This is a genomic window from Streptomyces sp. NPDC050416, from assembly GCF_044458845.1.
GTDB lineage: Bacteria > Actinomycetota > Actinomycetes > Streptomycetales > Streptomycetaceae > Streptomyces.
The window spans coordinates 90,206-111,331 of the sequence record NZ_JBITII010000014.1; the positions used below are offsets into that span (position 1 = coordinate 90,206).

A 21,126-nucleotide genomic window follows, 5' to 3' on the forward strand; every position below is an offset into this window, starting at 1 on the left:
GAGCCTGCCGCCGCCCCGCCCGGGTAACCGGTGCCCCATGGGCGAGATCCTGGTGGGCACGTGTTCCTGGACCGACCGGGCCCTGGTCGGCAGCGGCTGGTATCCGGCGGGGCGGCGGGACGCGGAGGGGCGGTTACGGCACTACGCCGAGCGCTTTCCGGTGGTCGAGGTCGACGCCTCCTACTACGCGCTGCCGAGCGAGCGGAACAGCCGGCTGTGGGCCGAGCGGACACCGGACGGGTTCGTGTTCGACGTGAAGGCCTTCTCGCTGCTGACCGGGCACCCCACCCGGGAGGCGGCAATGCCGGCCGGGCTGCCGGCCGACCATCGCGACCCTGCCGTGCTCGACGAGGTGTGGGCCCGGTTCACGGCCGGGATCGAGCCGCTGCGGCGGGCCGGGCGGCTGGGGAGCGTGCTGTTCCAGTTCCCGCCGTGGTTCCGGCCCGGGGCGCGGGCGGAGGCCTTCCTCCAGGAGTGCGCCGAGCGGACGCGCGGGTGGCCCCTCGCCGTGGAGTTCCGGCACCCCTCGTGGTGGGAGCCGGGCCGGGCGGAGGCGACGTGCGCGCTGCTCACCCGGCTCGGCATGGCCGCGGTCGCCGTCGACATGACGCAGACGCTGCCCTCGTCGATGCCGCCCGTCACCCCCGTCACCTCACTCCGGCTGTCCGTCGTACGGTTCCACGGACGCAGCACCGCCTGGGGGACCGGCAGCAAGGAGGACCGGTTCCGGTACGCGTACGGCGAGGACGAACTCGCCGAGTGGCTGCCCCGCGTGCGCGGGCTGGCCGAGCGGACCGGACAGGTCCACGTCCTGTTCAACAATTGCTGCGGCGACGCCGCCGTCCGCGCCGCCGAGTGCATGACGCGGCTCCTGGACGGCGACCCGCCGACGGCACCGAGGGTGCCTAGGGCACGATCCGCACCTGCTTCTCCACCGTCACCTGGTCCACGTCCGACACCCGCACGGTCGTCTTCATCGTCCACGTCCCGGCGAGGGGCAGATTGACGGAGTCGGCGCTCCAGTAGCCGCCGACGTCGGTGAGTCCGGCGTCGATCGGGCCGACCTTCCGGGAGGGAAGGGTGAAGGTGATGCGGACCTCGGGGACGACGATCAGCCCCTTGTCGGCGCCGTAGACCACGGCCTGGACGCCGTTCTCGCCGACCCGGGCCGGGTCCAGGGTGACCTGCACCGTGCCGCGGCCGGACAGGGTGCCGGAGCTGCCTCCCGTGTCGAAGGGCACCGAGGCGAGGGTCGTGGGCGGCAGCGCACCCACCGGGGACCGCTGCGCGGCCTCGGCCTGCGCGCGGCCCGGCAGCGTGGTGGTGAGCAGTGTCGTGATCAGCAGCACCACGGCGGCGACGGCGACCTCGACGAGGACGGAGCGGCGCAGACCGCGACGGCGGATGTCCGGGTCGCCGGACTCGGGAGCCGGCTCGGACGCCCCCTCCCGTTTCTCCGGCACGTCCGGCTTCTCCGGCTCTCCTGCCGCGCTGGATTCGCCGGGCTCCTCCGGCCCCTCCGGCTGGGCCGGCGCCCCGGCTCCGACCGGCTGTGCGACCCGTTCCGGTACGGCCGTCCGCGTGACGGCGGCCGACGGGGCCGCGAGGCGAGCCGTCCAGCGGCGCGAGTATCCGGCCGCCAGCAGCAGCGCGGTCACCGCGACCAGTTTGGCCAGCAGCAGCCGGCCGTACGACGTGCCGGTCAGCGCGGCGAGTGAGCCGAGGCCGCGCCAGGACTGGTAGAGGCCGGTGACGGCCAGGACGGTCACACAGGCGAAGGCGATCCGGGAGAAGCGGGGCACGACCTCCGTCAGCGCGTCGACGGAGGCCCGGCGCAGGGTCAGCAGCAGCGCCACGAGGCCGCCGAGCCAGACGCCCGTCGCGACCAGGTGCAGCACGGACGACGTCATCGCCAGCGGCACCTGGATCCCGGCGGAGGCGTGCTCGGCCGCCGCCCAGGTCAGGGCCAGGGCGACGGCCAGGGTCGCACCCACCGCCCGCAACACGGGCTCCCGGTGGTCGCGGTGCCGGGACAGCCGCAGCAGGAAGGCGGCGGTCAGCAGGAGGACGGCCAGCCTGGCGAGCAGGGCCAGGCCCGGGCGGCCGGTCACCGTGCGTTCGAGGACGGAGAGGTCGAAGGCCGCGGCCGGGCCCGCGCCCGTCTCGTACGGGGCACGCAGCAACAGCAGGACGACCGTCGAGCCGAGCAGGGTCCACCAGGCGGCCACCAGTGGTCTGCGCAGCGGAGAGGTGTCCGCGGGGCGGCACAGGAGCGCGAACGCCACCGTGCCGACGAGCAGAGCGGCGGCGAGGTAGGCGAGATAGCGGGCGGCGTCGTAGAGACCGCCGGTCAGCGGGTCCTCGTCCGGGCCGGTGTCGACGGGCGCGGTCGTCGCGGACCGTTTGCCGACGGAGAAGGTGAAGGCGCCGGAGACCGGGTGGCTGTCGGCGGACACCACCCGCCAGGCCACCGTGTAGGTGCCCCGGGCGAGTTTCCCGGGCAGGCCGACCCGGGCCGTCTCCGAGCGGCCGTCCGCGTGCCGCGCCTCGCCGGTGTGCACGCGGCGCTGGTCCGGGCCGAAGACCCGGAAGGAGTCGTCGAGCAGGCCGACGGACTCGGTGAACGTCAGGGTGAGGTGGCGGGGGGCCTCCTGGACGACCGACCCGTCGTCGGGGTCGGTGCTGCGGAGGGCGGCGTGGGCCGAGGCGGGGGCTGCTCCTGCGAGGAGCAGTACCAGCACGGTGCCGAGCAGCACCAGGGCTTGGAATCGCCGGGGGTGTCCGACATTGCGCTCCACGTGGGTCTCCGGGGTCGGGCTGTACGGCTCCCGGCTATGTACGGATGGGAGTTGTGGAGCGCTCAGCGAGGGGGTGGTGGTTGTTGTTCGGCGGGTGCGGGTGTGTGGGGGTTGTTCGCGCCCGCGCGGCGGAGCCGCAAATCGGCACAGCCCCGCGCCCCTAAGAAGCAGGTCGGCACAGCCCGGGGATGCGGTCCGCCTCTGCCGGATAGCGCGCCGTCAGCTCCGCCGCGTCCCCGTGTTCATAGCCCTCGAACGTGAAGCCGGGAGCCATCGTGCAGCCGAACAGGGTCCACTGTCCGCCCTCGCGCACCCTGCCGCCCATCCACGTGCCCGCCGGGATCGTCAACTGGACGTGCTGGCCGCCGAGGACGTCCGGTCCGATGACGGCCGTCCGCGTGCTGCCGTCCGGGGCGAGCAGGAGGAGTTCGAGGGGGTCGCCGAGGTAGAAGTGCCAGATCTCGTCGGTCGGCAGGCGGTGGAGGGCGGAGAAGTCGTCGGGTCCCGCTGTCAGAAGGGCGACGATCGCCGTGCCCTCCGGCCTGCCGTCGGGGCGTTCGGGACCGGCCCAGGTCTGGCGGAACAGGCCGCCCTCGCGGGGGATCGGCTCGAGGCCGTAGTGAGCGATGAGGTCGTCGGGCGTCACGCGGGGAAGAGTATCTCCCGGTCGAGGAAGGCGAGCTGGGCCTTCTTCTCGGGCAGGTACACGTCCGGCAGGTCGATCTCCGGCAGGACCACCACCGGCCCCGCCGTGAAGCCCGTCCTGAGGAAACGGGCGACCGCCTTCTCGTTGCGGACGTCCGGGTCGACCACGATCCGCCGGCGGTCCAGGCCGAGCAGGACGTACCGGGCGACGGCGGTCACGAGCCGTGCGGTCCAGCCGGAGCGTGCGCCGCCCGGGCCGGCGGGGGCGAGCAGCAGGTGGACGCCGATGTCGCCGGGGCGGACGTCGTAGCACTCGCTGACGCGGTCCGCCTCGGGCTCGTAGGTCTGGAGGAGGGCGACCGGCTCGCCGTCGCGGACGACGAGGTAGGCGTGGTGGGTGGTGAGGGTGTCCATGTGGGCGTAGATCCCGGCGACCTGACGCTCGGTGAGGCCGGTCATGCCCCAGAAGGCGGCCCGGTCCTCGCTCACCCAGCGGTGGACCGTCCCGGCGTCGGCCTCCGGGTCCAGGGGAAGGAAGCGGACGGTGCCGAAGCCGTCGGTCACCTGCTCGTGGACGGCCGTGCGGGAGGCGTACGGGTCAGACATCGGTCTCCTTCTTCAGCAGGGCCCAGTCGGTGACGACCGGGACGAGGTCGCCGGCGAGCCACAGGGGGAGCTGGTCGCGGTGGTGGGGTGAGCCGGGGACGCCCGAGGCCCCGAGCGGGACGACCCAGCGGCTGTCCTCGCGCCGGGCCAGGTCCCAGACGTACCGGGCCGCCGGGCCGCGCGCGGCGCGGTCGGTGAGGCCGGGCACGCCCGAGGTGCACAGCACGCAGTCGTGGTCGCCGGACAGCCCCGGTTCGTCGTACGGCGTCTCCGGCTCCCGTGCCCGCCAGGGGGCGAGCCGGTGGGTGTCGCCCCAGACACCGGCGGGCGGCCGGGCGGCCACCTCCTCGACCGCCGCGCGCACGGCCGACGGGCGGTCGATGCCGTACAGCTCCTCGGCCCGCAGCAGGTGTTCGAGGGCGAAGCCCACGCGGGGGAGGAGGGCGAGCCAGGGCTGGAACACCTCCGGATACGGCGGCGGTGTGGTGAGTGCGGCGAAGGCGGGGTGCGCCGCCAGTTGCCGTACGACCGCGCCGCGCACGGCCGAGTAGAGGGTGGCGTCGGCGCTGCCGGCGTCCATGCGGCGGTTCCAGGCGAGGAGGCGGTCCCGGAGGGCGGAGGCCTCGGGGGTGAGGGCGTCGAGGGCCCGGAGATGGTCCAGGAGGGCGGACGCGGAGGCGAGGTGGGTGTCCGTGTGGATCGCGGGCATGTCGGCGGCGGACCAGCGGTCCTTGCCGGCGAGCAGCGCGGCGATGCGGTCGTGACGGTGGGGCGGGGCGAACTCGACACCGAGGGGTGCGGCCGGACCACGCTGGTTGGCCATGACGGCGACGCCGTCGGTGAGCCCGGCGCGCGGCGTCTCCTGCCAGCCCCGCCACTCGTGCCCTGGTTCCCACGCGGGTACCAGGCGCAGGCGGTTGGCCTCGGCGCGCAGCGGCACCCGCCCGGCGACGCGGTGCAGGACGCCGCCCTCGGTGTCGGCGGCCTGGACGACGTTGACCGGCTCGGCCCAGCGGTCGAACGCGCGGTCCACGTCGGCGACCCGGCGGGCCCGCAGCAGCGGCAGCAGGGCACCGAAGCCGAGGTCGCCGGTGACGCGGGGCGGGTAGCGCAGGCTGATCGCGACGGGCGGGCCGACCGGGTCCGTCGGCTCGCCGTCGAGCCCCTCGGGACCGCCGATGACCACCGGGCCCCGGTCGGTCTCGATGACCTCGACCTCGACCGGCTCCTCGCCCGCCACCTCGACGACCTCCGTGTGCCGGGCGGCGCGGTGCCAGACCCCGTCCGGGCCGAGGGCCTCCACCCCGGCGCCGGTGCGCCGCAGCCGCTCCCGGTACAGGTCCTGGTAGTCGGCCATGGCGTTGGTGATGGCCCAGGCGACCGTGCCGGTGTGCCCGAAGTGGGCGATGCCGGGGACACCCGGGACGGCCAGGCCGACGACGTCGAACTCCGGGCAGGACAGGCGGATCTGCTGGTAGACGCCCGGGTCCTCGATCCAGCGGTGGGGATCACCGGCGATGACCGCCCGCCCGGTGACGGTCCGCTCCCCGCTCACCAGCCAGCCGTTGCTGCCGGAGGTGCCGGGGCCGTCGGTGGCGAAGAGGCCGATGGCGTCGGCGCCCAGGCGGGCCGCGACCTGCTCACGCCAGAGCTTGGCCGGGAACCCGGCGAAGAGGATGTGGGTGGCGAGCCAGACGCCGAGCGGGGTCCAGGGGTGCCAACGGCCCGGGGCGAGACCGGTGTGGGCGAATTCGGGAGCGGTGCCGTCGGCGAGCCCGTCGTTGACCCCGTCGACGTACGCGCGCACCCACCGCGCCGTCTCGGGGTCCCGTCTCTCCAGGTCCGTGAAGCAGCGTCTGGCGGTGTCGTCGAGTCCGGCGCGTCTGGCGAACCGGTCCCAGGGCAGGGCGCTCTTGCCGAGGAAGGACGCCGAGGTGCCCTGGGCCCGGTGCCGCTCGACCTCCAGCTGCCAGGCCCGGTCGCGGGCGGTGACGAGGCCCTGGGCGTGGGCGAGTTCGGCCGCGCTGCCCGCGCGCAGATGCGGAATGCCCCAGGCGTCGCGGTAGATCTCGGTGGCCACGCTGTGCCCCCACTTTCCTTTAGGTTAGCCTTGCCTAAGTCAGAGCTGTGGCGGAAATCGTACGCGAAGGGTGAATACGGGATGGGGCAGGGGCGGGGTTGGGAGGGCGCGGTCCTCAGGCTGCTGCGCGCGAAGGATTTCGTGTTCACCGTGACCGACGCGGAGGACGTCACCCCGGACTACCGGCGGCTGCGCTTCACCGACGGCGGTCTGCTCGCTGCGGCCGGCGTGCACCCGACCATGTGGGTACGGCTGTGGTTCGACAACGCGGGCAAGCCCCACCAGCGGGCCTACACCCTGGTCGACCCGGACCCGGCGGCCGGGACGTTCAGCCTGGAGTTCGCCCTGCACGAGGGCTGCGCCAGCGACTGGGCCAGGGCGGCGAAGCCGGGCGACACCATAGAGGCGACGGTCCAGGGCACCGGCTTCGAGCACCCCCACCCCGCTCCCTCCCACGTCTTCGCCGTCGGCGACCCGGCCTCGCTGCCGGCCATCAACTCCCTGCTGGACGCGCTGGGTCCCGCGAAGGCCACCGTCTGGTTCGAGGGCGGCGACGACGATCTGCCGTTCCGCACCGACCCGGCCCGGCACGAGCTGCGCAAGGTGCCGCGCCAGGACGCCGGCGCGCACCTGGTCGAGCAGGTGAAGACGGACCTGCCCGGCCTGCTCCAGGACACGTCCGACCCGTACGTCTGGATCGCCTGTGACACGACGACGACCCGGTCGCTCGCGGCCTACGTCCGCAAGGAACTGGGCCTGCCCAAGCAGCGGGTGCACGCACTGGGCTACTGGCGGGCGACGTCGTAGGCCCGGGCGGGCGGGCCTCCGGACGCGGCCCGGCTCGCCCCGAGGGATGATCGGGGCATGGACGTCACTCTTCACCTCGCCCAGGACCCGGAGGCCGACGCGCTGCTCGGGCGCAGTCCGCTCGCCGCGCTGGTCGGGATGCTGCTCGACCAGCAGATCCCGATGGAGTGGGCGTTCAAGGGCCCGGCGACCATCGCCCAGCGGCTCGGCACGGACGACCTCGACGCGCACGAGATCGCCGCGCACGACCCCGAGGCCTTCGCCGCGCTGCTCTCCCAGAAGCCCGCGGTGCACCGCTACCCGGGCTCCATGGCCAAGCGGATCCAGCAGCTGTGCCAGTACCTCGTCGAGCACTACGACGGTGACGCCGAGGCCGTCTGGAAGGACGCCGCCACCGGCAAGGAACTCCTGAAACGGCTGGCCGAGCTGCCCGGCTTCGGCAAGCAGAAGGCCCAGATCTTCCTGGCCCTGCTCGGCAAGCAGCTCGGTGTGCGGCCACCCGGCTGGCAGGAGGCCGCGGGCTCCTACGGCGAACCGAAGTCCTTCCGCTCGGTGGCCGACATCACCGGCCCCGAGTCGCTGGCGAAGGTCCGGGCCCACAAACAGGAAATGAAGGCAGCGGCCAAGGCGGCGAAGGCGACGGGCAAGTAGCGGACCGCGGGGGCGGCCCCAGCCCCCGGCCCCCGTGGCCATCAGCCGCGCGGCCCGTCCCAGGTGGCGGGAGCCTCCCGGACGGGCCAAGCATGGATCATGAGCGAGCCATCGAGCGGCTCCCCCCGGGGTCCGGAGCGCGGCCCTTTCCACCGGCACGCGCCCGGCCCGCCCCGGGACTTGGGGCCCCACGTCATCGCCCGGCGTAACCGGGGTCGTCGTACGCCGAGCGAGCGGAACTCGCAGCCGGCGGGATGAACCGCGTGCCCACGACGGGGAACCACCTCCCGTGAACCCCGCACCGCAGCCGGCCCCCCGCGCCACCCGTCGAAGGACGTGGCCGCGGGTGCTCGTCCTGCTGCTCGCCCTGCTCGTCCCCGGCGCGCACGCCGAGGCGCACGCGGGGCCGACGGCCGCCGTCTCCGCGGAGAGCACGGCCGTCGAGTGCGACGTCCTCGACACCGCCCTGCGCCCACCGGCCAGAGGCGCCCGGCGCACCGCCGTCCCCCTGCGCCCCGCCCCGCTCCCGAACTCCGGGCCCGCGTACACCGCGCCGCACCCCGTGCCCGTGCCGCCGGGCCCACGGCACAACCCCCGACCCCTGCGTTCCGAGGTCCTGCGCTGCTGACGGGACCGGACACCTGTCCGTAAGCCCGTACGCGGCCATGCGCAGCAACACGGAACGAGGAACACAGCCATGCTGGAAGACCCGTACGCGGTCCTGCGCGCCCTCCTGCGCGCCGAGGCCGTCCGCAACACCCCCAAGCCGTCCCGGCCCCAGCCTCAGCCCCCGTCCGGGCCAAAGACGCGGGAGCGGCAGCAGACCCCGGAGGAGAGGGAACGCGGCTGACCGAGCCGCAGAGGCAGAAGCGGAGGCGGAGGCGGTGACGGCCAGGCCGAGGCCAGGCCGAGGCCAGGCCGAGGCCAGGCCGGCGCCTCCGCCGCCCGGTCGCCGGGCCGTCCGGATGAGCGAGCGCGTGATCTGCCATCCAGTCCGCGCCGACCCCCTTTCGGGCGAGTCAGGCGCACGCATTGCGTGATCCACTCCGGGAACGCCGCGGCGGCGCGGGCCTGGAGCCGACCGGCCTGCCTCGGGCGCGCGGGGCCGCCGGCACGGTCTCGCGCTCCGGCATATTCACGCCCCGGTTCCCGGTTCATACCGCCTTGTGGGGTTTTTTTCGGCGTCGCACTCCGTCGCCACGGCTGCGCCCGGAAGGTCCTGCCCGGTAGGCTTTCCGTGTGATCTTCAAGCGCATCGGAAACGGCCGGCCGTACCCCGACCACGGCCGGGACAGCACCCGGCAGTGGGCGGACGTCGCGCCGCGCCCGGTCCGCCTCGATCAGCTCGTGACGACCAAGCAGCAGCTCGATCTCGAGACGCTCCTCGCCGAGGACTCCACGTTCTACGGCGACCTCTTCGCGCACGTCGTGAAGTGGCAGGGCGACCTGTACCTGGAGGACGGCCTGCACCGCGCGGTGCGGGCGGCGCTCCAGCAGCGTCAGGTGCTGCACGCGCGCGTGCTCGAGCTCGACTGACCCCGCCGGTCACGGGTTGACCCTTTCGGGTCTGCCGGGCGACGTCGAATGATCATCTAGTAGGCATCGTCGCTCAGGCGCACTACGCTGCGCTCATGAGCATGCTGACTCCCCCCGGCATGGGCGGCAAATACCGCATCAAGGGAAACAAGTACCCGCGGATGCGCCGGCCCCGGCGGCGCGGCAGGCTCGTCGGGCTGGTCGTCGTCTCCGCCGCCGTGCTCGCCGTGGGCGGCTGGGGCACGTGGCAGCTCATCGACGTCTTCACCGGCGGCGGCGAGAAGGCCTCGGCGGCCGGCAGCGGAACGGACTGCGCCCCGAAGACCAAGGCGAGCCCCTCGCCCCGTACCAAGGCCCTGCCCGAACCGCGCACGATCACGGTCAACGTGCTCAACGCCACCACCCGCAGCGGCCTGGCGAAGAAGACCGCCGACGAGCTGAAGAAGCGCGGCTTCAAGATCGGCGACGTGGGCAACGCGACCAAGCAGTACGACAAGAAGGTCAAGGGCACCGGCGTGCTGCTCGGCCCCGCCTCCGCCCTCGACACCTCGCTGCCGGTGCTCGGCACCCAGCTCCCGGGCGCCGAACGGCGTACCGAGGCGGCCCGCAAGGGCACCGCCCTCGACCTCGTCATCGGCGACGGCTTCAAGGAGCTGGCGAAGAAGCCGGACGCCGACCGGGCCCTGACCAAGCTGGCCACGCCCGAGCCGGCGCCGTCGTCGAAGAAGGGCTGCTGAGCAGCCCGGGCCGCGGGACCTACTCGGCCGCGCCGTACATCCGGTCCCCCGCGTCGCCGAGGCCCGGCACGATGTAGCCGTGCTCGTTCAGGCGCTCGTCGACCGACGCGGTCACGACCGTCACCGGGGTGCCCGCCAGCTCGCGCTCCATGACCTCGACGCCCTCCGGCGCGGCCAGCAGCACCACGGCGGTCACGTCGTCGGCGCCGCGCCGGATCAGCTCCTGGATCGCCGCGACCAGCGTGCCCCCGGTGGCGAGCATCGGGTCCAGCACATACACCTGACGGCCCGACAGGTCCTCCGGCATACGCGTGGCGTACGTGGAGGCCTGGAGCGTTTCCTCGTTGCGGATCATGCCGAGGAAGCCCACCTCGGCGGTCGGCAGCAGCCGGACCATGCCGTCCAGCATGCCGAGGCCGGCCCGCAGGATCGGCACCACCAGCGGACGCGGGTGGGACAACTTGACGCCCGTGGTCGTGGCCACCGGCGTCTTGATGTCGACCTGTTCGGTGCGCACGTCGCGCGTGGCCTCGTAGGCGAGCAGGGTGACCAGCTCGTCGGCGAGACGGCGGAAGGTCGCGGAGTCGGTGCGCTGGTCGCGCAGCGTGGTGAGCTTGTGGGCGACCAGAGGGTGGTCGACGACGTGGAGACGCATGCCGACAACAGTAACCGGGCCCGTTCACCCCGGCCGCACGGCAAGCCCGCCGTCCGGCCGTCACCCATGCGCCGGAGTCAAACCGCCCGTCCGGGGGAAAGCGGTAGAGACGGACTGGGGGTGGTGAGCCTGATGCCCGACCGGGATTACCGAGACGATCCGTCGCCGCGCGCACGGCCCGCGCCGGCCGCGGAGACATACGAGACCGGGGCCTACGAGACCGGCAGGACCGGTAAGACCCGTAGGTCCGGCAGGACCGGCAGGACCGGTGCTGCCGACAGGACCGGTACGACCAGCAGGACCGGTACGACCAGCAGGGCCGGTGCGGCCGGTGCAGCCGCTGCGGCCGGTGAGAGCCGTAGGTCCGGTGCGCCTCCCCGCACCGTCCAGGCCGAGCCGGTGGACGGGACGGACGAGACCGACGCCGAGCGGCGGCGGCGGCGCGCCCGGTTCCTGCGGGATCTGGCCGAGGCCCGGGAGCTGCGCGACCGCGTCCAGCCGCGCCGCGTCAAGGTGGCCCGGCTGCGGCACGCGATGCGCATGCGCACGTTCCGCTGGTAAGAAACGCCCGGGGAAACCCCCGATGAAACCTCCAGGGAAGATCACGAACCGCGCGGACGTTGTCGAGGTGGCCCGTGCGTGGAGCGGGGGAAAGCCGCGTACGATCCGCAGGTGGCGGCAACGAGCGTGCGAGCAGATCTGCCGGACACAGGGAGCCGAAGACGTCCCCTGAACGCCTTGTTTCTGCCACGATTCCGAGTGGGTGGGGCTCGGACGAGCACTCCCCGCCCGCAACCTCCGCCGGGGGGACCCCCAACCGGCACGCCTATGACCAGTGGGAGAGTCACGGTGTACTTCGCCGCACTGCTCGCGCGCACCGAAGACGGGTGGGAAGCGAGCGACACAGAGCTCGACGATGTGGAAACCCTGTCGGATCTGGCCGACCTGGCCCGTGAAGCCTCCCCCGACGAGGACACGGTGCTCGTGCTCATCGAGCAGGAGGACGCCTGGTTCGGCGTCGTCCGCGTGGACGGCGAGGACGACCCTCGCATCTACGTCTCGGACGCCGCCGCCGCTGCCCGCAGCAGCTACGGCGAGATCCTTCTCACCGACGAGCTGCTCGGACGCGACCCGGACGCCGGGGACGACCTGGACGCCCTCGATCTCGACGGCACGGAGGACGGTGATTCCGACGACGACGAGGCCGGCGACGGCGACCCGGTCGCCGGAACCGGCGAGGCCGTGCCGCACGGCCCGGTCGGCGACGCCCAGATCCTGGACGACCTCGGCGTGAGCGAGAAGGAGCTGCGCTCGCTGGCCACGGACGCCGTCACGGAGATCGCCGAGGCCCTCGGCGCCTCGGAAACCCTGGAGACGGTCCGCTGACCGCACGCACCACCCCAGGACCACCGGACCCCCCGGACCAACCGGAGCCGCCGGACTCCCCGGGACCCGGGGGCCCCTCTGCAGCACCGAGGCAGCCGGCCCACCCGGGTCCGCCGGGATCCCCAGGTCCGCCGGGAGCCCCGGGCCAGCCGGATCCGCCGGGAGCGCCCGGAGTCCCGGGACCACCGGACCCCCCAGGACCACCGGATCCCCCGGACCAACCGGGGCCGCTGGATTCCCCGGGACCCGGGGGCCCCTCTGCAGCACCGAGGCAGCCGGCCCACCCGGGTCCGCCGGGAGCGCCCGGAGTCCCGGGACCTCCGGACCCCCCGGGAGCACCGGATCCCGTACGGGACCCCTGGCGGCCCGCGATGCGACTCGCCCTGGAACAGGCCGCCGAGGCCGTCCGGGGCGGGGACGTCCCCGTCGGCGCCGTCGTCCTGGCGCCGGACGGCACGACCGTGCTCGCGACCGGGCACAACGAACGCGAGGCCGGCGGTGACCCGACGGCCCACGCGGAGGTCCTCGCCCTCCGGCGGGCCGCGGCCGCGCTCGGCCGGTGGCGGCTCGCCGGATGCACCCTCGTGGTGACGCTGGAGCCCTGCACGATGTGCGCGGGCGCGATCCAGCAGTCCCGCGTCGACCGGCTCGTCTACGGCGCCCGCGACGAGAAGGCCGGCGCGGCCGGTTCCCTCTGGGATCTCGTCCGCGACCGGCGGCTCAACCACCGGCCCGAGGTGATCGAGGGCGTGCTCGCCGAGGAGTGCGCCCGGCTGCTCACCGAGTTCTTCCGCGGCCGCTGACCGTCGCCGCTTACCGATTTCAAAGCACGCCGCACCTTGCTGTAAGGTCTCCCTCGGTAGCGTGTCCGAGCGGCCGAAGGAGCTCGCCTCGAAAGCGAGTGTGGCGCAAGTCACCGAGGGTTCAAATCCCTCCGCTACCGCTGGAGAAGGGCCCCGTCGTCAGACGGGGCCCTTCGTGCGATCATGTGCGCTGCATGGGACACCAGTGACAGGGGAGGCCGCGATGGCGGTGAACGCGAAGAAGATCGCCGTCTACGTCGTCGTGGTCTTCGTGATGTATGTGATCATCACGGACCCGCAGAAGGCCGCCGACTACATGCTGATAGGGTTTCAGGGCATATCGGACGCCGCCCGCGCCCTCGGCGACTTCGCCACCTGGGTCGCCGACGGAGGAAAGTGATGATCCGCCACCTGGTCCTCTTCAAGCTGCACGAGGGTGTCGAGCGCGACGACCCGCGGGTCGTGAAGGGCGTCGAGGCCTTCCGCGCCCTTGAGGGCACGATCCCCGGGATCCGCTTCTGGGAACTCGGCTGGAACGTCAGCGACCGCCCTATCGCCCATGACTTCGCCATCAACTCGGCCTTCGACGACGCGGACGCGCTGCGCCGGTACGTGGAGCATCCCGACCACCAGGCGGGTGTCGCGCTGTGGCGCGAGTTCGCCACGTGGGTGATCGCCGACTACGAGTTCTGAGTCCGCCGCTTCGAGCCCCCCGTCGCTCCGACGGGGGGCTCTTCTGCTGCACCTGCACATCTATGCCGTATTTCATCCCTCAACACGTAGTTATGGGGTGCTTGCACACAGTGGACATGTCTTGTGATGCTATGACCGCTTTTGATGGAAGAGAGAGTTGACGGATGGGTTGACGGATGACGAGGTGGAGTTGACCGTGCTGGCCAGTACCGCACCTCAGGCACCATCCTCGGAACCGGCTCCGCAGCGGAGCCGCGGCGCGGACACCCGCGCCCTCACGCAGGTCCTCTTCGCGCAGCTCAAGGAGCTCCAGCCGGGCACGCCGGAGCACGACCGGGTGCGCGGGGCGCTCATCGAGGCCAACCTCCCCCTCGTGCGCTACGCGGCCGCCCGGTTCCGCTCCCGCAACGAGCCGATGGAGGACGTCGTCCAGGTGGGCACCATCGGGCTCATCAACGCCATCGACCGTTTCGACCCGGACCGGGGCGTGCAGTTCCCCACGTTCGCGATGCCGACGGTGATCGGCGAGATCAAGCGCTACTTCCGCGACAACGTCCGTACGGTCCACGTGCCGCGCCGGCTGCACGAGCTGTGGGTGCAGGTCAACAGCGCGACCGAGGACCTGACGACCGCCTTCGGGCGCACCCCGACGACCGCGGAGATCGCCGAGCGGCTGCGCATCACCGAGGACGAGGTGCTGTCCTGCATCGAGGCCGGACGGTCGTACCACGCGACCTCCCTGGAAGCCGCGCAGGAGGGCGACGGGCTGCCGGGGCTGCTGGACCGGCTCGGCTACGAGGACCCCGCGCTGGACGGAGTGGAGCACCGGGATCTCGTACGGCATCTGCTCGTCCAACTGCCCGAGAGGGAGCAGCGGATCCTGCTGCTGCGGTACTACAGCAACCTCACGCAGTCTCAGATCAGTGCGGAACTCGGCGTCTCGCAGATGCACGTCTCGCGGCTACTCGCGCGTAGCTTCCAGCGGTTGCGGTCTGCGAACCGGATCGACACGTAGCCGCGAACCGGGGTGGTGGGCGACTGTGAGCCGCCTCGGCGTGTAACCGCAAACAGTTGCGAGTGGTAACCGTGGAGGGGGAATCGCTCATCAGGGCCGTTCCCGACGGTTGCGGGCCGAAAATGCGTCAGACCCCTTGTTTGCAGGGCGGATTGGCGTCTCAGATGTCGACATGTCACTACAGCGTGTTGCCGACATGTGACATTCTGCGGGAAGCGCGTTTGCCGGGGCTTCGGCTCCGGTATTCAGGTGAAGGCTGCGTTCCTCAGACGGGAGCGTCCGCCGCGACCGTCCCGCGACCCAAAGGGGGTGGCATGTCCGCAGAACAGGGCAGCTCGAAGGTGCTCACGCTCGCGGAGAGCGACACAGCTCCCCATGCTCTCGACTCACTTGGCCCCATCGACGACGTTCCGGCCGAGCTCGCGACCGAGCCCGCCCCGGCGCCTGTGGCCACGGGGGCCATCGACACCCGCACCCTGTCCCGCTCCCTGTTCCTGCGGCTGGCCGCGCTCGACGAGGACAGCCCCGAGCGTGCGTACGTCCGTGACACGCTGATCGAGCTCAACCTGCCGCTGGTGCGGTACGCAGCGGCGCGGTTCCGCTCCCGCAACGAGCCGATGGAGGACATCGTCCAGGTCGGCACGATCGGGCTGATCAAGGCGATCGACCGGTTCGACTGCGAACGGGGCGTCGAGTTCCCGACGTTCGCGATGCCGACCGTCGTGGGTGAGATCAAGCGGTTCTTCCGCGACACGTCGTGGTCGGTACGGGTGCCGCGCCGGCTTCAGGAGCTGCGCCTGGCCCTGACGAAGGCCAGTGACGAGCTCTCGCAGAAGCTGGACCGCTCGCCGACGGTCACCGAACTCGCGTCCGTGCTCGGAGTGTCCGAGGAGGACGTCGTCGACGGGCTGGCGGTGGGGAACGCGTACACGGCGTCCTCACTGGACTCCCCGGCGCCGGAGGACGACGGCGGCGAGGGCTCGCTGGCGGACCGGCTGGGGTACGAGGACAGCGCCCTGGAGGGCGTCGAGTACCGGGAGTCGCTGAAGCCGCTGCTGGCCAAGCTGCCGCCCCGTGAGCGGCGGATCATCATGCTGCGGTTCTTCGCGAACATGACCCAGTCGCAGATCGGCGAGGAGGTCGGCATCTCGCAGATGCACGTGTCCCGCCTGCTGACAAGGACCCTGGCCCAGCTGCGGGAAGGCCTCATCTCGGACTGACCGCGCGCGCCCCGTCGCCCACCCGGTGGTGGTGGGCCGGGGCCGCGCCGGGGGGTGTCCGTCCTACGAACGGCGCGATGAGGTCGGACACCCCCCGACACGCCCCCTTCCGTGCGTCGGCGACTGCGGGTGCGTCGTGGCTTAGCTGCCGCAGGCGTGAGCTGCGGGCAGTCGTGCCTCCTCCAGTGCCTTAAGGGCCTGGGAGGTGCCCCCAGGCGGCACGGGTGGGCGCAGCGGCACCCCGCTCCGCCGGGTTGCGGACTCACCCGGCCTGAGAGGCAGCGCCGAGCACCCCGCAACGCCGATAGCGATGCCGGGTAACCGGACAGCTCCGAGTGTCAGTAAAACCGCCGTACGCGCCGCACGGCAGGCCGCGTCAGCCGAGCGCCAGCCACGCCACCGCCGCGATCACCGCGACGGCGACGACGACGCCGAGGATGAGACCGATACGCGGCCCGCCACCGCTCGTCGCCGCGGCCTGCCGCCCCTGCGGCGCCTCGTCGACGAACGCGCGGAACATCTGGGTGCTGCCGGCGGGGTCGTGATTGCCCTGCGGGGCCTGGTAGTTAGCCATGGCCCGAGACCCTAGCGAAAACGCCGGGGCTCCCCAAGTGGGGGTTGGCATTCCGTTCAGCCCCACCCGACCCCTCCCCCCAGCCTCACGACCTGCACATTTACTACCGCAATACTTGCCTTTGCCAACTTTTTATGCCGCAGCCATCCCTTTTTATTTGCCTGTAGCAACCAACCGCTCCTATGGTTGCCCTAAGCAACGAAAGCGGGAGGTGTCATGGCCGAGAGGGCGCAGTACGAAGAGCTGGTCCGCCAGTTCAGTGCCTTCGGCGCCGTGAAGCGGGAGCTCGGCCGGATCATGCCGGCCGACTGCCCCGGCGGTTCGGCGACCGTACTGACCATCCTCGGTCGCCACGGCGACATGCGCATGAGCAAGCTCGCGGAGCTGCTCGCGGTGGACATGTCGGTCACCAGTCGCCATGTCGCGCACGTCGTGGACCGGGGCTGGATCGAACGCTCCCCCGACCCCGCGGACAAGCGCTCCCGGATCCTGCGCCTCACCCCGGCGGGCCACGCACAGCTCGACGAGCTGTCCCGGCGGACCACCGAGGTCCTCGCCGAGCGCCTGAGCGACTGGACCGACGAGGACGTCGGCCGGCTCACGGACCTGATGGCGCGGCTGAGGGAGAGCTTCGACTGCCGCCCCGCGCCCCGGGCGGCACCACCCGCTGTCGCACAGACCACCCGTACACCCGCAAGCACGTAAGAAAAGGAAGCCCATGGCAACGACCACACCAGCCGGTGTGCGGGCTCATGCCAAGCACGGGGGAGGCTCCCACGGCTCCCCCGGCGGCGGCGCTCCGATGACGCACCGGCAGATCATGGAGGCCCTCACCGGCCTCCTGCTCGGCATGTTCGTCGCGATCCTGTCGTCGACGATCGTCTCCAACGCCCTGCCCCGGATCATCGGCGACCTCGGCGGCGGCCAGAGCGCCTACACCTGGGTCGTGACCGCGTCCCTGCTCACGATGACCGCGTCGACGCCCCTGTGGGGCAAGCTCGCCGACCTGTTCTCCAAGAAGCTGCTGATCCAGCTCGCACTCGTCGTGTTCGTCCTGGGGTCGGCGGCGGCCGGTATGTCACAGAACCCGGGCATGCTCATCACGTTCCGCGCGGTCCAGGGCATCGGCATGGGCGGTCTGTCCGCGCTGGCCCAGATCATCATGGCGGCGATGATCTCGCCGCGTGAGCGCGGACGGTACAACGGCTACCTGGGTGCCGTCTTCGCCACGGCCATGGTCGGCGGTCCGCTGGTCGGCGGTGTCATCACCGACACCGACTGGCTCGGCTGGCGCTGGTGCTTCTACGTCGGCGTGCCCTTCGCGGTGATCGCCCTGATCGTGCTGCAGAAGACCCTGCACCTGCCCGTCGTGAAGCGGAAGGTCAAGGTCGACTGGGCCGGCGCCTTCTTCATCACCGCGGCCGTCTGCCTGCTGCTGGTCTGGGTGACCTTCGCCGGTGACAAGTACGACTGGCTGTCGTGGCAGACGTACGCGATGGTCGGCGGCTCGGTCGTGCTGCTGGCGCTGTTCGTCCTGGTCGAGGCCAAGGCGAGCGAGCCGATCATCCCGCTGCGGCTGTTCCGCAACCGCACCATCACGCTGGCCTCCGTGGCTTCCCTGTTCGTCGGTGTCGCGATGTTCTCGGGGACCGTGTTCTTCAGCCAGTACTTCCAGCTGGCGCGGGACAAGTCGCCGACGATGTCCGGCGTCATGACCATCCCGATGATCGCGGGCCTGTTCGTCTCCTCCACCGTCTCCGGCCAGGTCATCACCCGGACCGGGCGCTGGAAGGGCTGGCTGCTCGGCGGCGGTGTGCTGGTGACGGCCGGGCTCGGGCTGCTGGGCACGATCCGGTACGACACCGAGTACTGGCACATAGCGATCTTCATGGCGCTGATGGGCCTCGGCATCGGCATGATGATGCAGAACCTGGTGCTGTGCACGCAGAACCAGGTGGAGCCGGGTGACCTGGGCGCCGCCAGCTCCACGGTGACCTTCTTCCGGTCCCTGGGCGGTGCCGTGGGCGTCTCGGCGCTGGGCGCGGTCCTGGGCAACAAGATCACCGACTACGTCAAGGACGGCCTCGCCGGCCTCGGCGCCAAGGGCCAGGCCCTCGGCCACGCCGGCACCGGCGGGGGCGGCATCCCCGACCTCGATGCCATGCCCGCGCCGATCCGCACCGTCGTGGAGAGCGCATACGGCCACGGTGTCGCGGACGTGTTCCTCTACTCCGCGCCGCTGGCGCTGCTCGCGCTGCTGGTGTCGCTGTTCATCAAGGAGGTCCCGTTGAAGACGAAGGGTGGGCTGGCGCAGGCGGCGGACACCGACGCCCGCGCGGAGACTCCCGCCGAGCAGGCCGCCGAGGCTCCCGCCGCGGAGAAGGCCGCGCCGAGCTGGGCCGTGGCGGACACCGAGGCCGCCGACGGCACCGGTCCCGAGGGCACGCAGCGGCTCGCCGCCGTCGCCACGGCGGCCCGGGCCGAGGAGCCCGCGTCCGGTGGGAACGGTGTGCCGGTGCGCGGCTTCGTCCGCGGCAACGAGAGCGCGCCCGTGCCGCGGGCGGCCGTCACGCTGATCTCGCTGGCCGGGCGTCAGCTGGGCCGGTCCGTGGCACAGGCCGACGGCTCCTACGCCCTCGACGCGCCGGGCGCCGGATCGTACGTGCTGATCGCCTCCGCCGACGGCTACCAGCCGCAGGCCTCGACGGTCGTGGTGAACGGCGAGCCGGTCGCCTACGACATCCTGCTCAGCGGCACGAGCGGGCTGACCGGCCTGGTGCGGGCCGCCGAGGGAGGGCAGCCGGTCGAGGACGCGATGGTCATCGTGACCGATGTGCGCGGGGACCTGCTGGCCACTCAGGCCACCGGTGAGCAGGGCGAGTTCTCCTTCGCCGAGCTGGTGCCCGGGGCGGTGACCGTCGCGGTGAACGCCGCCGGGTACCGGCCGCGCGCCCTGCCCGTCGAGGTGGGCGGCACCGGGGTCACCCGGGTCGAGATCGACCTGGACGCGGGCGCCCGCGTCCAGGGTGTCGTCCGCGCCCCGCACGGCCCGCTGGCCGACGCCCGGGTGACGCTGGTCGACCAGGCGGGCAACGTCGTCGGCTCGGCCACGACCGGCTCGGACGGGGCGTACGCCTTCACCGACCTGGACGGCGGCGAGTACACCGTCATCGCCACGGGCTACCCGCCGGTGGCCACCGCCCTGACGGTCACCGGCCGCGGCACCGACGCCCACGACATCGAACTCGCCCACCCCGGCGAGTAGGACAAGCCCCGGCCCGTGGCGGTGGGCGCGCTCCGAGCGGAGGCGCGCCCCTGCCACGGGCCGGTTTCCTTTCGAGTTTCTGTTTTTGGGGAGTTAGCTGAGATGGGACTGACCGCGAGGATCCGTACCCGGGACGGTTGGGCCGTGTCGCACGCGGTCGTCACCGTGGCCGACATGACCGGTGCGCAGGCGCTGCGTGCCGAGGCCGACGCGGAGGGCGCCGTCCGGGACGCGACGCCGCTGGAGTCGGGGGCGTACACCGTCATCGTCACCGCCGTCGGCTACGCGCCCGCGGCCTCCAGCGTGATCGTCACGGCGAGCGGCCGGGCCGAGGTCGGCACGGTGACGCTGGCACGGCAGGGCGGCACCGAGCTGCCGCCGCCGGGGCCGTGGACGGTCGATCCGGTGCACTCGAGTGTGGCCGCCGTGGCACAGCACCTGGGCATCTCCAGCGTGCACGGCCGGTTCACGGAGTTCTCCGGCTCGATCGAGATCGCCCCGGACGACGTCACCAAGTCGCGGGTGGAGGCGGTGATCCGGGCCGGGTCCGTCGACACCGGCAACGGCATGCGCGACGGGCATCTGAAGTCGCCGGACTTCCTGGACGTCGAGCGGTTCCCCGAGATCACCTACCGCTCGACCGGGCTCACGGCGACCGGCTCCGACCGGTGGACCGTCCACGGCGAGCTGGGCATGCACGGAGTCGTACGGGCCGTGGACCTGGACCTGGCCTATCTCGGCACGGGCCCGGACCCGTGGGGCGGCACCCGCGCGGCGTTCCGCGCCACGACCGAGCTGCACCGCGAGGACTTCGCGATGAACTACAACCAGGTCCTCCAGGCGGGCATCGCCGCCATCGGCACGACGCTCAAGGTGGAGCTGGACATCCAGGCCGTGCAGGGCGAGTCACTTCCGGCCGTCTGAGGCCGGTCCCGAGACCTTCGCCACCAACTGGTCGCACAGGTCCCGGAGTTTGACGTTCCGGTGCTGCGAGGCACGGCGCAGCCGCTCCAGCGCGTCCCGGGCGTCGATCCGCTCCCGGGCCATGAGGATGCCGATCGCCTGGTCGATGACGCTGCGGGAGAGCAGCGCGGTGCGCACGTCGGCCGCCGACTGGCGCTGGTGCTCGATACGCAGCGCGACGTCGATCGCGCCCCCCGCCCGGGCCGCGAAGGTCCGGGCCGTGTCCCGGGCCGTGCCGAGCACCCCGGGCCGCAGGCCGTAGTAGTTGATCGCCGCCCCCGTCTCGCCCTCGACGGCGAGCGGCACCGCCAGCGCGCACCTCACGCCCTTGGCCAGCGCGTACGGCGTGTACGCCGGCCAGCGGGACTCCTCGGCCAGGTCGGGTGCGTACTGCTCGACGCCGGTCTCGGCGGCCTCGACGCAGGGGCCCGAGCCGTTCTCGTACTGCCTCTGGTCCAGGCCGCTGGGCAGGCCGTCGCTGCCGGCCAGGGTGAGCAGCCGGCCGCCGCGGCGCACGGTGATGCTGCACGCGGCGGCGCCCGGCACCTCCTGCACCGCACGGTCGGTCAGATCGCGCAGCAGGGTGTCGAGACCGCTGCTGCGCACCATCGCCTGGTCCAGCGTGTCGGACGTCTCGGAGCTCATGAACGTACGGGTATCCCGTCGGCGTCCCTTAACGCCCTCGCCCTAAC

Annotated in this window: 24 protein-coding genes and 1 tRNA gene; 18 read left to right on the forward strand and 7 right to left on the reverse strand. The window is 72.4% G+C overall.

Annotation, left to right across the window (positions count from 1 at the left end; translation table 11 throughout):
• Positions 1–37 precede the first annotated feature (37 nt).
• Positions 38–1,006, forward strand: a complete 969-nt coding sequence (locus ACIBL4_RS34765) for a DUF72 domain-containing protein (protein ID WP_399415774.1) — start codon at positions 38–40, stop codon at positions 1,004–1,006.
• On the opposite strand, the gene ACIBL4_RS34770 is transcribed toward ACIBL4_RS34765, so the two are convergent.
• The 4 genes from ACIBL4_RS34770 to ACIBL4_RS34785 form a co-directional block, all read right to left on the reverse strand.
• Positions 906–2,756 (reverse strand): copper resistance protein CopC, encoded by a 1,851-nt coding sequence (locus ACIBL4_RS34770; RefSeq protein ID WP_399415895.1) that lies wholly within the window; start codon positions 2,754–2,756, stop codon positions 906–908. The two genes, ACIBL4_RS34765 and ACIBL4_RS34770, sit on opposite strands and share 101 nt — an antisense overlap.
• A 202-nt stretch (positions 2,757–2,958) precedes the next feature.
• Positions 2,959–3,444 carry a cupin domain-containing protein gene (locus ACIBL4_RS34775; protein WP_399415775.1) on the reverse strand — a complete coding sequence of 162 codons (486 nt, stop codon included), beginning with the start codon at positions 3,442–3,444 and terminating at the stop codon, positions 2,959–2,961.
• Positions 3,441–4,049, reverse strand: coding sequence for a GNAT family N-acetyltransferase (locus ACIBL4_RS34780; protein ID WP_399415776.1), 609 nt, complete (start codon positions 4,047–4,049; stop codon positions 3,441–3,443). The genes ACIBL4_RS34775 and ACIBL4_RS34780 overlap by 4 nt, the downstream gene beginning before the upstream one ends.
• Positions 4,042–6,129, reverse strand: coding sequence for a penicillin acylase family protein (locus tag ACIBL4_RS34785; protein ID WP_399415777.1), 2,088 nt, complete (start codon positions 6,127–6,129; stop codon positions 4,042–4,044). Before ACIBL4_RS34785 ends, ACIBL4_RS34780 begins: the two co-directional genes overlap by 8 nt.
• An 81-nt stretch (positions 6,130–6,210) precedes the next feature.
• Between ACIBL4_RS34785 and ACIBL4_RS34790 the strand changes: the two genes are divergently transcribed.
• The 6 genes from ACIBL4_RS34790 (at position 6,211) to ACIBL4_RS34815 (ending at position 9,860) form a co-directional block, all read left to right on the forward strand.
• Positions 6,211–6,936, forward strand: coding sequence for a siderophore-interacting protein (locus tag ACIBL4_RS34790; RefSeq protein ID WP_399415778.1), 726 nt, complete (start codon positions 6,211–6,213; stop codon positions 6,934–6,936).
• 57 nt (positions 6,937–6,993) lie between these two features.
• Positions 6,994–7,587 carry an HhH-GPD-type base excision DNA repair protein gene (locus ACIBL4_RS34795; protein ID WP_399415779.1) on the forward strand — a complete coding sequence of 198 codons (594 nt, stop codon included), beginning with the start codon at positions 6,994–6,996 and terminating at the stop codon, positions 7,585–7,587.
• 346 nt (positions 7,588–7,933) lie between these two features.
• Positions 7,934–8,215, forward strand: coding sequence for a hypothetical protein (locus tag ACIBL4_RS34800; protein WP_399415780.1), 282 nt, complete (start codon positions 7,934–7,936; stop codon positions 8,213–8,215).
• Between the two features lie 69 nt (positions 8,216–8,284).
• A complete protein-coding gene (locus ACIBL4_RS34805; RefSeq protein WP_399415781.1) occupies positions 8,285–8,437 on the forward strand; it encodes a hypothetical protein in 153 nt (50 codons plus the stop codon).
• Positions 8,438–8,826: 389 nt separating this feature from the next.
• Positions 8,827–9,123 carry a type II toxin-antitoxin system VapB family antitoxin gene (locus ACIBL4_RS34810; RefSeq protein WP_003991361.1) on the forward strand — a complete coding sequence of 99 codons (297 nt, stop codon included), beginning with the start codon at positions 8,827–8,829 and terminating at the stop codon, positions 9,121–9,123.
• Positions 9,124–9,242: 119 nt separating this feature from the next.
• Entirely contained in the window at positions 9,243–9,860 is a 618-nt protein-coding gene (locus ACIBL4_RS34815) for a LytR C-terminal domain-containing protein (RefSeq protein WP_399415897.1), read from the forward strand.
• A 19-nt stretch (positions 9,861–9,879) separates the two neighbouring features.
• Here the strand turns inward: ACIBL4_RS34815 and upp are convergent, their stop codons facing one another.
• Entirely contained in the window at positions 9,880–10,515 is a 636-nt protein-coding gene (upp, locus tag ACIBL4_RS34820) for a uracil phosphoribosyltransferase (protein ID WP_037671908.1), read from the reverse strand.
• Between the two features lie 399 nt (positions 10,516–10,914).
• On the opposite strand from upp, the gene ACIBL4_RS34825 reads away from it, so the two are divergent.
• The 8 genes from ACIBL4_RS34825 (at position 10,915) to ACIBL4_RS34860 (ending at position 15,632) form a co-directional block, all read left to right on the forward strand.
• On the forward strand, positions 10,915–11,076 hold the full coding sequence (locus ACIBL4_RS34825) for a hypothetical protein (RefSeq protein WP_399415782.1): 162 nt from the start codon (positions 10,915–10,917) through the stop codon (positions 11,074–11,076).
• Between the two features lie 288 nt (positions 11,077–11,364).
• The gene (locus tag ACIBL4_RS34830; RefSeq protein WP_399415898.1) at positions 11,365–11,901 is read left to right on the forward strand and encodes a hypothetical protein; all 537 of its coding nucleotides are present in this window, start codon (positions 11,365–11,367) and stop codon (positions 11,899–11,901) included.
• A gap of 371 nt (positions 11,902–12,272) precedes the next feature.
• Positions 12,273–12,704: a tRNA adenosine(34) deaminase TadA gene (gene tadA, locus ACIBL4_RS34835; RefSeq protein WP_399415783.1), complete on the forward strand. Its 432-nt coding sequence runs from the start codon at positions 12,273–12,275 to the stop codon at positions 12,702–12,704.
• A 55-nt stretch (positions 12,705–12,759) separates the two neighbouring features.
• Positions 12,760–12,844, forward strand: a tRNA-Ser gene (locus ACIBL4_RS34840).
• Between the two features lie 83 nt (positions 12,845–12,927).
• On the forward strand, positions 12,928–13,104 hold the full coding sequence (locus ACIBL4_RS34845; protein ID WP_399415784.1) for a hypothetical protein: 177 nt from the start codon (positions 12,928–12,930) through the stop codon (positions 13,102–13,104).
• A complete protein-coding gene (locus tag ACIBL4_RS34850; RefSeq protein WP_399415785.1) occupies positions 13,104–13,397 on the forward strand; it encodes a Dabb family protein in 294 nt (97 codons plus the stop codon). The genes ACIBL4_RS34845 and ACIBL4_RS34850 overlap by 1 nt, the downstream gene beginning before the upstream one ends.
• Positions 13,398–13,554: 157 nt before the next feature.
• The gene (locus tag ACIBL4_RS34855; RefSeq protein ID WP_399415786.1) at positions 13,555–14,412 is read left to right on the forward strand and encodes an RNA polymerase sigma factor SigF; all 858 of its coding nucleotides are present in this window, start codon (positions 13,555–13,557) and stop codon (positions 14,410–14,412) included.
• A 314-nt stretch (positions 14,413–14,726) separates the two neighbouring features.
• Entirely contained in the window at positions 14,727–15,632 is a 906-nt protein-coding gene (locus tag ACIBL4_RS34860) for an RNA polymerase sigma factor SigF (RefSeq protein ID WP_399415787.1), read from the forward strand.
• Between the two features lie 376 nt (positions 15,633–16,008).
• Here ACIBL4_RS34860 and ACIBL4_RS34865 read toward each other — a convergent pair whose 3' ends face one another.
• Positions 16,009–16,206, reverse strand: a complete 198-nt coding sequence (locus tag ACIBL4_RS34865) for a hypothetical protein (protein WP_399415788.1) — start codon at positions 16,204–16,206, stop codon at positions 16,009–16,011.
• A gap of 216 nt (positions 16,207–16,422) precedes the next feature.
• Between ACIBL4_RS34865 and ACIBL4_RS34870 the strand changes: the two genes are divergently transcribed.
• The 3 genes from ACIBL4_RS34870 (at position 16,423) to ACIBL4_RS34880 (ending at position 20,395) form a co-directional block, all read left to right on the forward strand.
• Positions 16,423–16,911, forward strand: coding sequence for a MarR family winged helix-turn-helix transcriptional regulator (locus ACIBL4_RS34870; protein WP_399415790.1), 489 nt, complete (start codon positions 16,423–16,425; stop codon positions 16,909–16,911).
• Positions 16,912–16,924: 13 nt separating this feature from the next.
• Complete coding sequence (locus tag ACIBL4_RS34875) at positions 16,925–19,471, forward strand: MFS transporter (protein ID WP_399415791.1); 2,547 nt, start codon at positions 16,925–16,927, stop codon at positions 19,469–19,471.
• 102 nt (positions 19,472–19,573) lie between these two features.
• Positions 19,574–20,395, forward strand: coding sequence for a YceI family protein (locus ACIBL4_RS34880; RefSeq protein ID WP_399415792.1), 822 nt, complete (start codon positions 19,574–19,576; stop codon positions 20,393–20,395).
• Here ACIBL4_RS34880 and ACIBL4_RS34885 read toward each other — a convergent pair.
• A complete protein-coding gene (locus ACIBL4_RS34885; RefSeq protein ID WP_399415793.1) occupies positions 20,378–21,079 on the reverse strand; it encodes a GAF and ANTAR domain-containing protein in 702 nt (233 codons plus the stop codon). The genes ACIBL4_RS34880 and ACIBL4_RS34885 overlap by 18 nt on opposite strands.
• Positions 21,080–21,126 lie beyond the last annotated feature (47 nt).